This window comes from Caloramator sp. CAR-1 (genome assembly GCF_030546345.1).
GTDB classification, from domain to species: domain Bacteria; phylum Bacillota; class Clostridia; order Clostridiales; family Caloramatoraceae; genus Caloramator; species Caloramator australicus.
The window spans coordinates 1-15,099 of the sequence record NZ_JAUONW010000027.1 but is presented as its reverse complement, the minus strand read 5'-3'; the positions used below and the strand labels follow the sequence as shown (position 1 = coordinate 15,099).

The following is a 15,099-nucleotide window of genomic DNA, read 5'->3' as shown; positions in this document are numbered from 1 at the left end:
TAAGTAAAGAGTGGTGCTTATGAGGCTTATAGTTGGTATTTCAGGTGGAAGCTGTGCAATATATGGAGTAGGTCTTTTAAAGGTTTTAAAGGAGCTAAACATCGAAACCCACCTTGTGGTATCCTCGATGGGGGAATATGTTTTAGAACATGAGTGCGGATATAAATTAGAAGATGTAAGAAAGCTTGCAAGCTACTCATATGACAACAAAGATTTAGGGGCAGCAATTGCTAGCGGTTCCTTTAAAACTGATGGCATGGTTATTGTGCCTTGTTCCATGAAGACTTTATCAGCGGTTGCCAATGGATATTCAGAAAGTCTTTTAACAAGGGCTGCTGATGTTTGTATAAAAGAAGGAAGAAAATTAATCCTTGTTCCAAGGGAAACACCCTTGAGCCCTATTCATCTTGAGAACATGCTAAAGCTCTCAAGAATAGGAGTTAAAATAATGCCTGCCTCTCCAGCCTTTTATAATAATCCAAAATCCATTAGCGACCTTGTTGCCTTTATGGTTGGAAGGATACTCGATCAATTAGATATAGAGCATAGCCTCTTTACAAGATGGGGTGAACAAAATGGATAGGCAGATGTTAAGATATGAACTTAATAAAATAAAACAAATGGGACTTTTGATGGAAGTTAATAATGAAGTGGATCCTAGGTTTGAGCTTGGAAGTATACTTAAAAAATATAAAAACAGAAGGCCTATTATATTTAACAAGGTAAAGGGTTATAGGATGCCTGTATGCGGAGCCCTTTATACCGATAGAGAAGTTTTATATAAGCTTACAGGAATAAGACATGAAGAAAGAATTTTTAAACTTATGGAGGCAATTGCAAACCCAAAACCTGTAAAGCTTTTAAATTATGGGCCTGTTATGGAAAACATAATTACAGGGAATGTGGATGTGAGAACACTTCCTAATCCATATTTTCATGAAAAGGATTCTTCTACATACATAACGGCTGGCATGTTAGTTGTAAAGGACATAAAGACTGGAAAAAGATATACATCAATTAGAAGGTTCCAAGTGATAGACAAAAATAAAATAAGTGCCCTTATAGCATCCCCTTATCTTACAAATCAGTTTTTAGAAATGGAAAAACAGAATAAGCCATTAGAGGTTGCTATTGTTTTAGGATATGATGTTCCGTTTTTACTTGCATCACAGGTTAGTAGTGAACTATATGGAGTTGATAAATACGAGATTGATAGTGCAATAAGGGGAGAAGCGCTAGAAGTTGTAAAGTGTAAAACTGTGGATTTAGAAGTTCCAGCCCATGCTGAAATAGTTCTAGAAGGAATTATGGTTCCAAATAGGAGGGAAAAGGAAGGCCCCTTTGGGGAGCTTATGGGATATTATGGACAGCAGGGAATGCATCCAATAATAGAGATTAAGGCTATAATGCACAGGAATAATCCAATTTATCAGACAGCCTTTCCATGTAGAGAGGAACATCTTGCAAATGGTCTTTTAAGGGAAGTTGAGCTTTATTATTCCTTAAAAAGGCTTGTAGATGTTAAGGATGTTCATGTCACATTAGCAGGAGGTTATAGATTTCATGCAGTAGCCTCCATAAAGAAAAAACAAGAGGGGGATGGGAAAACTGCGATAATTGGAGCTTTAAGCAGCATAAAGGATTTAAAGCATGTTGTTATCGTTGATGATGATATAGATATATTCGACATGGAGGATGTTGAGCTTGCAATTGCAACAAGATTTCAGGCGTCAAAGGATCTTGTTGTGATTCAGGATGCCTGTGGAACAACATTGGATCCATCCCATACATTAAGGGGAGTTACAGATAAGTTAGGCCTTGATGCGACAAAGCCCATTAACAATGAAAGATTTGAAAGATGCAAAATTCCTAAAGTTTAATTGAGGTGATAGGATGAGGGAAGCTATAGGTATTGTTGAAACCAGAGGTCTTGTTGCTGCGATTCAAGCTGCCGATACGATGGTTAAAACTGCAAATGTCAAAATAATGAACTATCAAGTAGTAGGTTCAGGCTTGGTTTCAATAACGGTAAGTGGAGAAGTTGCAGCTGTTAAAGCGGCTGTTGAAAACGGCAAAAAAGTTGCAGAAGAGATCTCTGAAGTTATTTCCTTCAATGTAATTCCAAGACCCCATGATGAAGTTGATAGGATGTTTTAAGGGGTGATTAAATGTTAAATAGGGTTGCCTTTAACAACTTTATTGAAAAAACATTGGCAGATAAAAATTTGGAAATTTCAGAAAAAAGGGCAGGAAATTTAGGAGAGAAGGAAGAAAGAATATTAAAGGAGATTTTATATAAAAATGGATTCAGCACTAATGCATCAAGGGAAGTAAAGGTAGTATCCCAAGGCTATATAACAATCGATGACCTTGAGAAGCTACTAAAGTGATGAGGGGGTGTAGCATTGAGAAGGGCACTAGGAATTGTGGAAACTGTAGGATTTAGTGCAGCTGTTGCTGCAATGGATGCAGCAGCAAAGGCTGCAGATGTTAATCTTGTGGGAATGGATAGAGTCATTGGTGTAAACAAAGCCGTTGGAGTTTCAATTCATTTTGAAGGGGAAGTTGCAGCAGTTCAGGCTGCTGTAGATGCTGCGGTAGAGGCAGCAAATAGAGTTGGAAAAGTTGCATACTATAAGGTCATTCCAAGACCTCATGAGGAACTTGATAAGATATTAAATGAGCTAAAGAAAAACATAAAAAATATTGAATAGGAGGTAAGTTTTATGGGTCAAGCTTTAGGTTTAGTTGAAACTAAGGGATTAACAGCAGCAATCGAGGCTGCAGATGCTATGGTAAAGGCTGCAAATGTTACTTTAGTAGGATATGAAAAGATAGGATTTGGTCTTGTTACTGTAATGGTAAGAGGCGACGTTGGTGCCGTTAAGGCTGCAGTTGATGCTGGTGCTGAGGCTGCAAGACAAGTTGGAGAACTTCATGCTGTTCATGTAATACCAAGACCACACGCAGAAGTTGAAAGGGTTATCCTAAAGAGTGAACAATAGGGACGGTTCTCAATTTTTTCAACTTTGAAAAAATTTAAGGGTGAATATGATGGATAAAAAGGATTTTGCAGATTCCATCTTAAAGGATCTGACGGATAGATTAAAGGGAAAAAAAGAGGGGAGCAAAAAGACATCTTACGTTACTTTAGAAAGCTTTTTAAATCAAGATAAAGACAAAAAAACAGAAACCGCAACAGAACAAAAGTTAAACCATCATAATGGTAAAAGAGTTGTTTTAACCGAAAATGATATTTTAAACATGAATGTTGAAAAGCTCTTTTTGCCACATGACGCAATTCTCACTCCCCTTGCAAAGGATGCTGCAAGGAAAAAGGGAATCATTATAGTCAAAGAAAATTAAACTTTGACTATATTCCTTACAAATCTTTTCTGCAGCAGTATAAGGAGGTTAAATATATGAACCTTGGAAAGGTCATCGGAACAGTTGTAGCAACAAGAAAAGACGAAAGATTAACCGGTTGCAAACTTCTCATAACGCAGCCGGTTGATTATAATTATAAACCCTTCGGGAATCCATTTATTGCAGTAGATACAGTAGGCGCTGGAATAGGTGAAATTGTAATCTATACAACATCAGGAACAGCAGCAAGACTTGCAGCAAGAAGGATGGAGGCTCCAATCGATATTGCCATCGTAGGAATAGTGGATAGGGTTGACATAGGATAAGGAGGTGGCATATTGAAACTTGAAAATGTTAAAAGAGCAATAGAATATAGACAACTTATTGATATCCTAATGGGGAATGGGCATGCAGATATAGTTTTACATAGAGGAAAAGTTATTAACGTAGTTTCAGGGGAAATTTACGAAGCTGATGTTGCAATAAAGGGAAAATATATTTTAATGGTTGGGGAGGCTGATAAGCTAATAGGAGATAATACTTTAGTAATCGATATTAAGGGGAAATACATATCGCCGGGATTTATTGACTCCCACATGCACTTTGAGAGTAGCATGCTAACAATAACGGAATTTTCAAGACTTTCAATCCCATCTGGAACAACAACCTTAGTAGCAGATCCCCATGAAATAGGGAACGCATTAGGCCCCATAGGTATTAAGGCTATGGCAGATGAAATATCTAACGTTCCAAATCATGTCCATCTTGTTATTCCATCTTTAACTCCTGATTGTCCTAAACTTGAAACTGCAGGATACGACATAACATCAAAGGACATGGAGGACCTTTTAAACTATAAAAACATAATTGGAATAGGAGAACTTCAGGGATTTAGCAATGCAAAACATGTTTATAGAAATACACCGGAGATTATTGATGACCTTTTAGCTTCAACTACATATGCCAAATCGATAGGCAAGGTCGTAGATGGAAATGCGCCAGAGCTTTTTGGCTCTGAACTTGCTGCCCACATAATAGCAACAGGAACAAGATGTTCCTGCCATGAAACAACAACAAAGGAAGAGTGCATTGAAAAGCTAAGACAGGGTGTATATGTATTTATGAGGGAAGGCTCAACCCAAAAGAACATGGCAGAATGTATAAGGGCATATACCGAGGAAAACTTAGATACAAGAAGACTAATCCTTGCGACTGATGATATGGTTGCAGCAGATTTAGAAACTCTAGGCCATATGAATGAAATAATAAGAAGAACTATTAAAGAGGGCGTTGAACCTGTTAAAGCTATTCAGATGGCAACTATTAATCCTGCTGAATATTTTGGCTTTAAAGATAGAGGTGCGCTTTTACCAGGATACCTTGCTGACATTGCGATTATTGATGATTTAGAAAGCATGAGGGTTGAGGCGGTATTTATAGAAGGAAAGCTTGTTGCTGTTAAGGGAAGACTTATTATTGATCTTCCAAAATACACATATCCAGATGAAGTAAAAAGGTCAGTTAAATGTTCAAAGGTGACCGAAGAAGATATTGCAATAAGGAGCAATAAATCTTACGAAAAGGTAAGATGCATTGGTCTTATTCCAGATCAAAATTTAACTGATGCTTTTGAAGAAGAATTAAGGGTAAGTGGAGGCATAGTTTTACCGGATATACAAAAGGATGCATTAGAAATAGTCTGCGTAGAAAGATACGGAAGAACTAATGGGATAGGTAAGACCTTTGTTAAAGGCTTTGGACTTAAAGAGGGTGCCTTTGCAGAGAGCGTCTCCCATGATGCCCACAATATTATCGCCGTTGGCTGCAATATTAAAGATATAGTAATTGCAGTAAATAGAGTAATTGAAATGGGAGGTGGTATTGCAATATCAAGCAGAGGAAAAATTTTAGAAGAGCTAAGACTTCCAGTTGGTGGGCTAATCACAGATGAACTTGACGGACATGAGGTGGCAGAAAAGATTAAGAAATTAGAAGACATAACAAGAAACGTCTTAGGATGCAAAGTTCATGCACCATTTATGCATCTTTCATTCTTGGCTTTAACTACAAGTCCAAAATGGAAGATTACCGACAAAGGTCTTATCGACGTAAATAATTTTAAAATTTTAAGTCCAATAATTGAATAGGGGGGGTTTTTGTGTCAACCAAGCCTGAAACAGTAAAAAATAATTCGGCATTTTCAGCTTGGGCAGAAAGGATATTTAAGCTAAAGGAACATAAGACTGATGTTAGAACAGAAATCATCGCAGGATTTACTACATTTATGACAATGGCTTACATCTTAATAGTTAACCCACAGATACTTAGCAATACAGGAATGGATAAGGGGGCTTTATTTACAGCAACAGCTCTTTCAGCTGCAGTTGCAACTTTAGTTATGGCCTTCCATGCAAATTATCCTTTTGCTCTTGCACCAGGAATGGGGCTTAATGCCTTCTTTGCATTTACAGTAGTTCTTGGGATGAAATATTCATGGGAGGTTGCCCTCGCAGCGATCCTAATAGAAGGTATTATATTTATAATACTTTCAGTGACACCTGTTCGTGAAGCAATAGTTAATGCTATACCTAAATCAATTAAGCATGCGGTTAGTGTTGGTATAGGACTTTTTATAGCCTTCATAGGTGCAAGAAGTGCAGGACTTGTTGTAAACTCAGAAGCAACAGGAGTTACATTAGGAAACTTAAAGAGTCCAGAAGTTATCTTAGCCATTATAGGTTTAATAATAACTGGATATCTTCTTGCAAAGGGAGTTAAGGGAGCACTTTTAATCGGTATTTTGATTACAACAGTTTTAGGAATTCCTTTAAAGGTTACTCCAATGCCATCATCAATAATAAGTGCACCACCATCACTTTCACCAATATTATTTAAGTTTGACTTTAGTAAGGTCTTTACTGGTGAATTCTTAGTTGTAATGTTTACATTCCTATTTGTTGACATGTTCGATACAATTGGAACATTAGTTGGAGTTGCATCAAAGGCTGACATGCTGGATGAGAGTGGAAAACTTCCAAGAGCAAGACAAGCTCTTTTAGCAGACGCGATAGGAACAACCTTTGGTGCAATAGTTGGAACAAGCACAGTTACAACCTACGTTGAAAGTGCAGCAGGTGTTGCTGAAGGCGGAAGAACTGGTCTTACAGCATTAACAGTTGCAGTTTTAATGCTTCTTTCACTATTGTTTGCACCAATACTTACAATAGTTCCAGCTGCAGCTACAGCGCCAGCTTTAATAATCATCGGTTTATTCATGTTATCACCTATATTTAAGATCGACTTTGAAGATTATACAGAAGCAATTCCAGCCTTCTTGACAATAATAATGATGCCGTTTACTTACAGCATTGCAGAAGGTTTAGTATTTGGTATAGTATCATACGTTGTATTAAAACTCATATCGGGAAAGACAAAGGATATCTCTGTTACGATGTATATATTGGCTATCCTATTCATATTAAAGAGTATTCTATAATCAGGATGAGGCCTAGGCCTCATCCTTAATCTAATGGGGGGATAAAGATGCAAAGAATTTTAATAAAAAATGGATTAATAGTTACAATGAATAAAGATAGAGAAATATTAAAGGCTGATATTTTAATTGAAGACAATAAAATTAAGGAAATAAAAGAAAATATAAGCGTTGAAGCTGATGAAGTTATAGATGCAGAAGGTAAGGTGGTTTTGCCTGGATTTATTCAAACCCATATTCATCTTACCCAAACCCTATTTAGAGGCCAGGCCGATGATCTTGAACTTCTAGATTGGTTGAAGAAAAAAATATGGCCCCTTGAAGGTGGACATACAGAGGAGTCCAATTATATCTCTGCAAAGCTTGGAATTGCGGAACTTATAAAGTGCGGAACAACCTCTATCATAGATATGGAAACAGTTCATCATACTGACAGTGCCTTTGAGGCAATATATGAAACAGGCTTTAGAGCTGTTGCAGGCAAATGCATGATGGATTACGGAAGTGAAGTTCCAAAGACGTTAATGGAAAATGCAGAAGACTCTATAAAAGAGAGCTTAAGACTTCTTAAAAAATGGCACGGAAAGGCTGGAAGGATACAATATGCCTTTAATCCAAGATTTGCAGTTTCCTGCACAGAAGATCTTTTATTAAAGGTTAGGGATCTTGCAAAGGAATACGATTGCTTAGTGCATACCCATGCATCTGAGAATAGAGGGGAAATTGAATTTGTTGAAATGGATAGGGGAATGAGAAATATTCTTTATCTTCATAAGTTAGGACTTACTGGTGAAAAGGTTGTTCTTGCCCACTGCATTTGGCTTGATGATGAGGAGATGAAAATACTTGCAGATACAGGGACTAAGATAGCCCACTGCCCAAGCTCAAATTTAAAGCTTGCTTCAGGTATAGCAAAGATTCCAGAACTTTTGGATATGGGAGCTAATGTATCGATAGGAGCAGATGGTGCACCCTGCAATAATAACCTTGACATATTCATAGAGATGAGAACAGCAGCTCTAATTCAAAAGGCAAGACTTTTAAGCCCAACGGTTATGCCTGCGATGAAGGTGCTAGAGATGGCCACGATAAACGGTGCAAAGGCTATGTGCATGGAGGATAAGTTAGGAAGCATTGAAGAGGGCAAACTTGCTGATATCATTATCTTAAATCTTAATAAGCTTCACAACATGCCTACGGAGGAAGTTGATATAATATCACAAATAGTTTATTCAGCAAAGGCAGAGGATGTTGAGACAACAATTGTGGATGGGAAGATTTTAATGAAGGATAGAAAACTTCTTACAATAGATGAAAATTCCCTCAAGGAGGATGTAAATAGAATAATCAAAAAACAGGTTAGCTTAATTTAGGGGGATAACATTATGGAAGCTATAAAACCTAAAAGCCTAGAAGAGGTATTGGAGTATAAAAGCAAATATAAGGGTGATGCAAAGATAATTGCCGGGGGGACGGACCTTATTATCAAAATTAGAAAAGGCGAGGAAAATCCTAAGGCCCTAATAGATATAAGCTCCCTTAATGAGCTAAAAGGAATTAGAGAGACTTTAGAATACATTGAAATAGGTCCTGCAACCACCTTTACTGAAATTTGTGAATGTATCCTGTTAAACAAAAACCTTAAGGGACTTAAGGATGCTGCGAGAAGCGTTGGCTCACCTCAAATTAGAAATAGAGGAACAGTAGGTGGAAATATATGCAATGCCTCTCCAGCTGCAGACACTGTTCCGCCGCTTCTTGCCCTTGACAGCATTCTTGTGATAGAAGGAAAAGGCAAAAAAAGAGAAATTAATCTTAAAGACTTTTTCAAAGATAAGGGAATAGGAGAACTTGAAGGGGACGAGATTTTAACAAAAATTAAATTTAAAAATCCTTTAAAAAATCAAGGACTTGGTTTTTATAAATTAGGCCTTAGAAAAGCCCTTGCAATTTCAAGGTTGAGTTTTGCTGTATTTTTAGAAATCGATGAGATGAATAGAATAGAAATTGTTAGAATTGCCAGCGGCGCAATAGGAAAATTCCCAATGAGGGAATTAGAAATTGAAGAGTATCTTACTGGAAGAATCATAAATGAAAATACAATAGAAGAGGCTGAGACTCTTTTAGAAAGGGTTATATTCGAAAGATTAAAGGGAAGACAAACGGCAAGGTTTAAGAGCATTGCAGCAAAGGGAGTCTTTAAAAAGGCCCTTTTAAATGCCCTTTATCTTTGCAAAGGGGTGAATGATTTTGAAAAAAATTGAAGTTAACATAAATGGAAGGGATTACTGCCTTGATGTGGAGGAAAATTTAAGGCTTATTGACCTTTTAAGGGACAAACTTAAGTTAACAGGAACTAAGGAAGGCTGCGGAGAAGGAGAATGCGGCGCCTGCACAGTTATAATGGATGGGAAGATTGTAAATTCATGTCTTGTTCTTGCCTTCCAAGCAGACAAAAGCAGGATAATTACAATCGAAGGGATAGAGGAAGATGATGTAATTAAAAATTCCTTTATAGAGGAAGGTGCAGTTCAATGTGGATTTTGCACCCCAGGAATGGTGCTTGCAGCAAAGAGCCTTCTTGATAAAAATTTAAATCCTACGGAAGAAGAAATAAGGGAAGCTATCTCAGGAAACCTTTGCAGGTGCACAGGCTACAATAAGATAGTAAGTGCAGTAAAAAAAGCAGCCAAGCTTAAAAGGGGTGGGGATGGTGAATGATCTTAAAATAGTAGGAAAGAGCATTAATAAGATTGATGCAAAGGATAAAGTCGATGGCAGGGCAATATATCCTCAGGATATTTATTTAGAAAACATGGCCTTTGGGATTACAATAAGATCCACAAGACCCCATGCTTTCATAAAGTTGGATACAAAAGAGGCGGAAAAAATCGACGGGGTTATAAAAGTATTTACGTATAAGGATGTTCCAGGGAAAAACCATCATGGTGTAGTTTTAAAGGATCATGAAGTATTTGCAAGTAAAAAGGTAAGAAGAATAGGAGATCCAATAGCCTTCATAGTGGCAGAAACAAAGGAAATAGCCGAATATGCAAAAAACTTTATAAAAGTTGAATACGAAGATATTCCCGCTGTTTTTGACCCTGAGGAGGCAATGAAGGAAAATAGTCCAAAGGTTCATGATAGTGATAATGTGTTTTATCATTTTAAAATAAGGCGTGGCGATGTAGAAAAGGCCTTTAAGGAATGCGACGTTATAGTTGAAAATGTATACAAAGTTCCAATGGTGGACCATGCCTTTTTACAGCCTGAGGCCGGAGTTGCATTTTTAGATGAGGATGGCAGGGTGGTAGTTATTGCATCAACACAATATCCCCACTTTGATCAGGAGGAAATTGCAGAAAGCTTAGGAATTAATAAAGAAATGGTAAGGGTTTTAACACCAGCAGTTGGCGGTGCCTTTGGAGGAAGGGAGGATATAACTGTTCAAATTCATCTTGCTATTGCAGCCTTAACTTTAAAAAGGCCAGTTAAAACAGTTTACTCAAGGGAAGAATCCTTCCTGGCCCACTCAAAAAGGCATGCAATGAAAATGTATTATAAAACCGGGGCTCTTAAGGATGGAACCCTTTTAGCTTTAGAAGCAAAAATTATAGGGGATTCTGGTGCATATGCTTCATGGGCTATGAATGTTTTAAGAAAATCAGCGGTTCATGCAACGGGGCCATATTATATTCCAAATGTAAAAGTAGACAGCTTTGCAGTTTACACAAATAATCCCTTTACAGGTGCCATGAGGGGATTTGGTGCAACACAGGTTCCTATAGCCTATGAACAGCAGATGGATATTTTAGCGGAGAAACTAGGCTTAACACCCATTGAAATAAGGCTTAAAAATTGCTTTAGAGAAGGTTCTGAAACTGCGACAGGTCAAGTTCTTGAGGGATTTGTCCCTCTTGAAAGATGTATTGAAGAATTAAAGTCCTTTTAGGTGGTGATATTTTGAAAAAAAGAGGAAAGGGCATTGCGTGCATATTTTATGGAACAGGTTATGGCAATGGATTCCCTGATGTATCAAGGGCTTATGCAAGGCTATTAAAGGATGGAAGGGTTGAAATATCCGTTGGTGCAACGGAGGTAGGGCAAGGTGCAAAAACTGTAATGGTTCAGATTGCTGCAGAAACGTTAGGGCTTTTAGATAAAGATATAGTATTGATAAATGAAGACACATCTAAAACTCCAGATGCAGGAACTGCAGCTGCCTCAAGACAAACCTATAATACTGGAAATGCAGTAAAGATCGCCTGCGAGAATTTAAAAGAAAAAATATTAGATGAGGCTGCTAAAATATTAGGAGTTAATACTAAAGTTGGTTTGTGCATGAAGGACGGATTAATTTATGTTAAATCATATCCTTCAAAAAAGGTAAGCTTTATGGAAATTGGTGAGCTTAATAAAGATCTTCAGGCAGAAGGAGTGTTTACAGCCCATACTACCCAGATGGATGAAAATGGACAGGGAGCTCCCTATTGGCCGTATACCTTTGCATCCTGTGCTGTTGAGGTTGAGGTGGATACTGAAACAGGGGAGGTTTCGATATTAAGGGCAAAACATGTTTTAGATGTTGGCAGAGCGGTTAACCCATCCCTTGTAGAAGGCCAAATTGATGGAGGCTTTGCAATGGGGGTTGGATATGCCCTTATGGAGGATATTGGCCTTAAAGATGGCAAAATGACCAATGGAAGCTTTGAAAAATATATTATTCCAACAGCCTTAGATATCCCTGAAATTGAAAAGGTTCTTATAGAATACCCTGAGGATACTGCACCCTATGGTGCAAAGGGAATTGGAGAACCTGTTATGATTCCTGTTGCACCAGCTATTTTAAATGCAATATATGACGCTATTGGTGTAAGATTTTATGAGATCCCCGTAACCCCTGAAAGGGTATTATTAGCACTTCAAAGTAAAGGGTGATTTGATGTTAGATTTAAAAAGAAGGATAGAAATAGCAAAGGGAAAGGAAAGGGCAGAGCTGGTTTTAAAGAACTTAAAAATAGTAAACGTATTTTCCCATGAAATTATAGAGGGAGATATCGCAATAGAAGATGGGAAAATAGTTGCTATAGGAAGCTATAAAGGAAAAGAGGAAATCGATGGAAAAGGACTATATGCATCTCCTGGCCTTATTGATGGACATGTTCATATAGAATCGTCCCTTGTAACTCCAGGTGAATTTGCAAAGGCAGTAGTTCCTAAAGGAACTACCTGTATAATTGCAGACCCCCACGAGATAGCCAACGTTTGTGGGACAAGTGGAATAGAATATATGCTAAAGGCAAGTGAGAATCTTCCTTTAGATGTCTTTTTAATGTTCCCATCATGTGTTCCAGCAACTCAATTTGAAACTTCTGGGGCTGTCCTTTCAGATGAGGATATAAAAGCCCTTATAGATAATGATAGGATATTAGGCCTTGGGGAGCTTATGGATTATCCATCGGTAATAAGCTGTAATGAAAAGGTCCTTAAAAAGATAAATGCCGCAAGGGGGAAAATTATAGACGGACACGGACCTTCCATTGAAGATAAAGAACTTGCAGCCTATGTGGCAGCAGGGGTAAAAACTGAGCACGAATGTTCAACTACAAAGGAGCTTTTAGATAGATTAAGGCTTGGAATGTATATTTTAATTAGGGAGGGTTCTGCAGCAAGAAACCTTTCTGAACTTATAAAGGCGGTAAACCCATACAATTTAAGAAGATGCCTTTTCTGCACCGACGATAGGCATCCTGAAGATATAATTAAAGATGGACATATTAATAATAATCTTAAGGTTGCTGTTAAAAATGGCTTAGATCCAATTTCTGCAATTGCCATGGCTACATTAAATGCGGCGGAATGCTATGACCTTAAGGGAAAAGGAGCTATATCTATAGGGTATGATGCTGATATAGTTTTATTTAAAGACCTTGAATCCTTTGAGCCGATAATGGTATTTAAAAATGGAAAACTTGTTGCAAAGGATGGAAGACCGTTATTTGATGTTAAAAAGGTTGTAGACAGCAGCGTTTTAAATAGGATAAATATAAAGGATATCAATGAAGATATGTTTAGGCTAAAGCTTAAGGAGGATGTTGCAAATATAATTAAGCTCTTGCCCTTTAGCCTTGTAACAAAAAAGGTGAAAAAGAAGGTGCTTTTAAGGGATAAGGAGTTTAGATGTGAAGACAATGAAGGCCTTTTAAAACTTGCTGTAATTGAAAGGCACAAAGGGACAGGTAATGTAGGCCTTGGCATTGTTGAAGGATTTGGACTTAAGGGTGGTGCCATCGCTACAACTATAGCCCACGATTCCCATAATTTGATTATAATTGGCGATAACGATAGGGATATGGTTACTGCAGCCTTAGAGATTCAAAGGGTAAAGGGTGGAGTAACGGTAGTTTCAAAGGGAGAAGTTTTATCGACATTACCCCTTCCAATTGCAGGGCTCATGAGCGATGATGATATAGAAACGGTAAACCAAAAATTATCGGAGATTATAAAAATAGCCTATGAAAGGCTTAATGTATCTCGGGATTTTGACCCTGTAATGACCCTTGCCTTTTTAGCTCTGCCTGTAATACCAGAGCTAAAATTAACCGATATGGGACTATTTAATGTAATTAATTTTACATTTGAAGTATAAAAAAGCATTTAGGCTGTGCCTAAGTGCTTTTTTATTTTCAAATTATTCATAATTATTGCCACAGAATTGACACAAATAGGCATTAGAATAACAATCAAGAAAGATGAAGGGAGTGTTGAAAATGTTGTTATTAGACATCTTGATCATTGTGGTTTTAGTTTATTTTTGTAAAGGCCATTTTACAAGTCACTCCTCTGCAGGCGAAAAGCTTGACCTAATGCTTGTAAATGGAGAGATAAGCGAAGAGGATTACATAACTAAAAAAAGACTATTAAATAAAATGAGGTGATGATATGCATAGAGGTTTTAAAGGTTTTCCAGGTGTACCGGGATTTTACGGAAGAGGTTTTGAAGGAGGTCTATGGGAAAGAGGCTTTGGATTTCACTGGATAGGACTTTTAATGATGTTGGCTTTAATTCTAGCTGCTGCTGTTATCATTTACTTTTTAATAAGAAGGTATATGATGAACAATAATTTTGCACTTGAAATGTTGAATAAAAAGTTTGTTTTAGGTGAAATAACAGAGGATGAATACTTAAGAAAAAAGGAACTTATATTAGGAAAGAAAATTAAAAAGATATATAAAGAACAAAAAGTAAAGAGTGATATGGCGCAGGATGATTTAAAAATAGATAATGATAATAAAAGAAACGATAACGACAACTAAATTAAGTTCATTTGGACCCCCAAATAAAACCCCACCTTTATAAGAGAAGGTGGGGTTAAAACTTGTGTTAGACTAATTATAGATAGCAATACAAGATGTTATTTGTATAAATATAAGTAAAAATTTGTTACTTTATGTAATGTTAGCCTTAAATTTGCTTCAGCTTCGGTTTTCAAGCTTCTATATGCAGATTGCTGGATTTCATATTTTAATGCTTCTAAAGTTTTTAAGCTTTTTTCTATACTTACACAATTTTGTTTGATTAAGTTATTTTGATCTAGAGTTTTAATTATATAATTTTCTTTTTTATAATCTAACCAATTAACATCAAAGTAATATTGTTTTTCCTTCATTATTGAGTAAGTAAAATCTTTCCATGTATCATATGAAGAATAGTAATTGTTAAGTCTACCTTTGAATGAGTTTTTATTTTGTTTTATTCTATCTAAAAGATCTATTGAATGGGGAGCTTGAACCTCCCACGACTAAAGTCGCGGGATTCCTGCTTCATCAACCTCGTAACCTACTATCTCCACAGGCGTTAATTCGGGTAGTCCCTACCCTAATGTTTTTACTTATGCTATACCTAATATCCTCTTTCCTTCTTTTAATATATTTTTACTTGCATTTACATCTCTATCATGGACTGTCCTACATATTGGACACTCCCACTCCCTTACGTTTAAGTCTTTTACTTCTTCATTTTTATAACCACATACACTACATATTTGACTTGATGGATAAAACATATCTACTTTTACTATTGTTCTTCCATACCATAATGCTTTATATTCAAGCATATTTACAAATTTTGAGCATGCTACATCTGATATGGACTTTGATAGTTTGTTATTTCTTAACATATTCTTAACCTTTAAGTCCTCCAAAATTATAACTTGGTTTTCGTTTATAATTTTAGAGGA

At 36.8% G+C, this 15,099-nt stretch carries 20 protein-coding genes; 18 read left to right on the top strand and 2 right to left on the bottom strand.

The features are described 5' to 3' along the window. Positions 1 to 19: 19 nt before the first annotated feature. The 18 genes from Q3V94_RS08100 to Q3V94_RS08015 all read left to right on the top strand — a co-directional run bounded on the left by Q3V94_RS08100 (position 20) and on the right by Q3V94_RS08015 (position 14,176). The gene (locus Q3V94_RS08100) at positions 20 to 583 is read left to right on the top strand and encodes a UbiX family flavin prenyltransferase (protein WP_303526737.1); all 564 of its coding nucleotides are present in this window, start codon (positions 20 to 22) and stop codon (positions 581 to 583) included. After that, complete coding sequence (locus Q3V94_RS08095) at positions 576 to 1,880, top strand: UbiD family decarboxylase (protein WP_303526735.1); 1,305 nt, start codon at positions 576 to 578, stop codon at positions 1,878 to 1,880. The genes Q3V94_RS08100 and Q3V94_RS08095 overlap by 8 nt, the downstream gene beginning before the upstream one ends. 13 nt (positions 1,881 to 1,893) lie before the next feature. Beyond that, complete coding sequence (locus tag Q3V94_RS08090; RefSeq protein ID WP_008908513.1) at positions 1,894 to 2,157, top strand: BMC domain-containing protein; 264 nt, start codon at positions 1,894 to 1,896, stop codon at positions 2,155 to 2,157. Between the two features lie 11 nt (positions 2,158 to 2,168). Then, on the top strand, positions 2,169 to 2,390 hold the full coding sequence (locus Q3V94_RS08085) for a hypothetical protein (RefSeq protein WP_274766225.1): 222 nt from the start codon (positions 2,169 to 2,171) through the stop codon (positions 2,388 to 2,390). Positions 2,391 to 2,405: 15 nt separating this feature from the next. Beyond that, positions 2,406 to 2,714 carry a BMC domain-containing protein gene (locus Q3V94_RS08080; RefSeq protein ID WP_008908515.1) on the top strand — a complete coding sequence of 103 codons (309 nt, stop codon included), beginning with the start codon at positions 2,406 to 2,408 and terminating at the stop codon, positions 2,712 to 2,714. A 12-nt stretch (positions 2,715 to 2,726) separates the two neighbouring features. After that, positions 2,727 to 3,005, top strand: a complete 279-nt coding sequence (gene pduA, locus Q3V94_RS08075; RefSeq protein WP_008908516.1) for a propanediol utilization microcompartment protein PduA — start codon at positions 2,727 to 2,729, stop codon at positions 3,003 to 3,005. A 49-nt stretch (positions 3,006 to 3,054) separates the two neighbouring features. Beyond that, complete coding sequence (locus tag Q3V94_RS08070) at positions 3,055 to 3,366, top strand: hypothetical protein (RefSeq protein ID WP_303526733.1); 312 nt, start codon at positions 3,055 to 3,057, stop codon at positions 3,364 to 3,366. A 56-nt stretch (positions 3,367 to 3,422) separates the two neighbouring features. After that, the gene (locus Q3V94_RS08065) at positions 3,423 to 3,692 is read left to right on the top strand and encodes a EutN/CcmL family microcompartment protein (RefSeq protein ID WP_274766224.1); all 270 of its coding nucleotides are present in this window, start codon (positions 3,423 to 3,425) and stop codon (positions 3,690 to 3,692) included. A gap of 12 nt (positions 3,693 to 3,704) precedes the next feature. Beyond that, entirely contained in the window at positions 3,705 to 5,513 is a 1,809-nt protein-coding gene (gene ade / locus Q3V94_RS08060) for an adenine deaminase (protein WP_303526731.1), read from the top strand. A gap of 71 nt (positions 5,514 to 5,584) precedes the next feature. After that, positions 5,585 to 6,862 (top strand): NCS2 family permease, encoded by a 1,278-nt coding sequence (locus Q3V94_RS08055; protein ID WP_303526768.1) that lies wholly within the window; start codon positions 5,585 to 5,587, stop codon positions 6,860 to 6,862. 47 nt (positions 6,863 to 6,909) lie between these two features. Then, the gene (locus Q3V94_RS08050) at positions 6,910 to 8,232 is read left to right on the top strand and encodes a 5'-deoxyadenosine deaminase (RefSeq protein WP_303526729.1); all 1,323 of its coding nucleotides are present in this window, start codon (positions 6,910 to 6,912) and stop codon (positions 8,230 to 8,232) included. Positions 8,233 to 8,244: 12 nt separating this feature from the next. After that, the gene (locus tag Q3V94_RS08045) at positions 8,245 to 9,123 is read left to right on the top strand and encodes a xanthine dehydrogenase family protein subunit M (RefSeq protein ID WP_303526726.1); all 879 of its coding nucleotides are present in this window, start codon (positions 8,245 to 8,247) and stop codon (positions 9,121 to 9,123) included. Further along, complete coding sequence (locus tag Q3V94_RS08040; protein WP_303526723.1) at positions 9,110 to 9,580, top strand: (2Fe-2S)-binding protein; 471 nt, start codon at positions 9,110 to 9,112, stop codon at positions 9,578 to 9,580. The genes Q3V94_RS08045 and Q3V94_RS08040 overlap by 14 nt, the downstream gene beginning before the upstream one ends. Continuing rightward, positions 9,573 to 10,811, top strand: a complete 1,239-nt coding sequence (locus tag Q3V94_RS08035) for a xanthine dehydrogenase family protein molybdopterin-binding subunit (protein WP_303526720.1) — start codon at positions 9,573 to 9,575, stop codon at positions 10,809 to 10,811. Before Q3V94_RS08040 ends, Q3V94_RS08035 begins: the two co-directional genes overlap by 8 nt. A gap of 11 nt (positions 10,812 to 10,822) precedes the next feature. Continuing rightward, on the top strand, positions 10,823 to 11,797 hold the full coding sequence (locus tag Q3V94_RS08030) for a xanthine dehydrogenase family protein molybdopterin-binding subunit (RefSeq protein ID WP_303526718.1): 975 nt from the start codon (positions 10,823 to 10,825) through the stop codon (positions 11,795 to 11,797). Between the two features lie 4 nt (positions 11,798 to 11,801). Further along, positions 11,802 to 13,508: an adenine deaminase gene (gene ade / locus Q3V94_RS08025; RefSeq protein WP_303526715.1), complete on the top strand. Its 1,707-nt coding sequence runs from the start codon at positions 11,802 to 11,804 to the stop codon at positions 13,506 to 13,508. A 121-nt stretch (positions 13,509 to 13,629) separates the two neighbouring features. Further along, positions 13,630 to 13,797, top strand: coding sequence for a hypothetical protein (locus tag Q3V94_RS08020; protein WP_303526713.1), 168 nt, complete (start codon positions 13,630 to 13,632; stop codon positions 13,795 to 13,797). 4 nt (positions 13,798 to 13,801) lie between these two features. Beyond that, the gene (locus Q3V94_RS08015) at positions 13,802 to 14,176 is read left to right on the top strand and encodes an SHOCT domain-containing protein (protein ID WP_274766217.1); all 375 of its coding nucleotides are present in this window, start codon (positions 13,802 to 13,804) and stop codon (positions 14,174 to 14,176) included. 98 nt (positions 14,177 to 14,274) lie between these two features. On the opposite strand, the gene Q3V94_RS08010 is transcribed toward Q3V94_RS08015, so the two are convergent. Both Q3V94_RS08010 and Q3V94_RS08005 read right to left on the bottom strand, forming a co-directional pair. Beyond that, positions 14,275 to 14,529: a hypothetical protein gene (locus Q3V94_RS08010; protein WP_303526709.1), complete on the bottom strand. Its 255-nt coding sequence runs from the start codon at positions 14,527 to 14,529 to the stop codon at positions 14,275 to 14,277. Between the two features lie 222 nt (positions 14,530 to 14,751). After that, positions 14,752 to 15,099 (bottom strand): RNA-guided endonuclease TnpB family protein (locus Q3V94_RS08005; RefSeq protein ID WP_303526707.1); only part of this gene is annotated, 348 nt, incomplete at its 5' end.

What these genes read in the sequence shown, in the direction of transcription:
- Q3V94_RS08100 (WP_303526737.1), top strand. Translation starts at nt 20, where the DNA reads ATGAGGCTTATAGTTGGTATTTCAGGTGGAAGCTGTGCAATATATGGA.
- Q3V94_RS08095 (WP_303526735.1), top strand. Translation starts at nt 576, where the DNA reads ATGGATAGGCAGATGTTAAGATATGAACTTAATAAAATAAAACAAATG.
- Q3V94_RS08090 (WP_008908513.1), top strand. Translation starts at nt 1,894, where the DNA reads ATGAGGGAAGCTATAGGTATTGTTGAAACCAGAGGTCTTGTTGCTGCG.
- Q3V94_RS08085 (WP_274766225.1), top strand. Translation starts at nt 2,169, where the DNA reads ATGTTAAATAGGGTTGCCTTTAACAACTTTATTGAAAAAACATTGGCA.
- pduA (WP_008908516.1), top strand. Translation starts at nt 2,727, where the DNA reads ATGGGTCAAGCTTTAGGTTTAGTTGAAACTAAGGGATTAACAGCAGCA.
- Q3V94_RS08070 (WP_303526733.1), top strand. Translation starts at nt 3,055, where the DNA reads ATGGATAAAAAGGATTTTGCAGATTCCATCTTAAAGGATCTGACGGAT.
- Q3V94_RS08065 (WP_274766224.1), top strand. Translation starts at nt 3,423, where the DNA reads ATGAACCTTGGAAAGGTCATCGGAACAGTTGTAGCAACAAGAAAAGAC.
- Q3V94_RS08050 (WP_303526729.1), top strand. Translation starts at nt 6,910, where the DNA reads ATGCAAAGAATTTTAATAAAAAATGGATTAATAGTTACAATGAATAAA.
- Q3V94_RS08045 (WP_303526726.1), top strand. Translation starts at nt 8,245, where the DNA reads ATGGAAGCTATAAAACCTAAAAGCCTAGAAGAGGTATTGGAGTATAAA.
- ade (WP_303526715.1), top strand. Translation starts at nt 11,802, where the DNA reads ATGTTAGATTTAAAAAGAAGGATAGAAATAGCAAAGGGAAAGGAAAGG.
- Q3V94_RS08020 (WP_303526713.1), top strand. Translation starts at nt 13,630, where the DNA reads ATGTTGTTATTAGACATCTTGATCATTGTGGTTTTAGTTTATTTTTGT.
- Q3V94_RS08015 (WP_274766217.1), top strand. Translation starts at nt 13,802, where the DNA reads ATGCATAGAGGTTTTAAAGGTTTTCCAGGTGTACCGGGATTTTACGGA.
- Q3V94_RS08010 (WP_303526709.1), bottom strand. Translation starts at nt 14,529, where the DNA reads ATGAAGGAAAAACAATATTACTTTGATGTTAATTGGTTAGATTATAAA.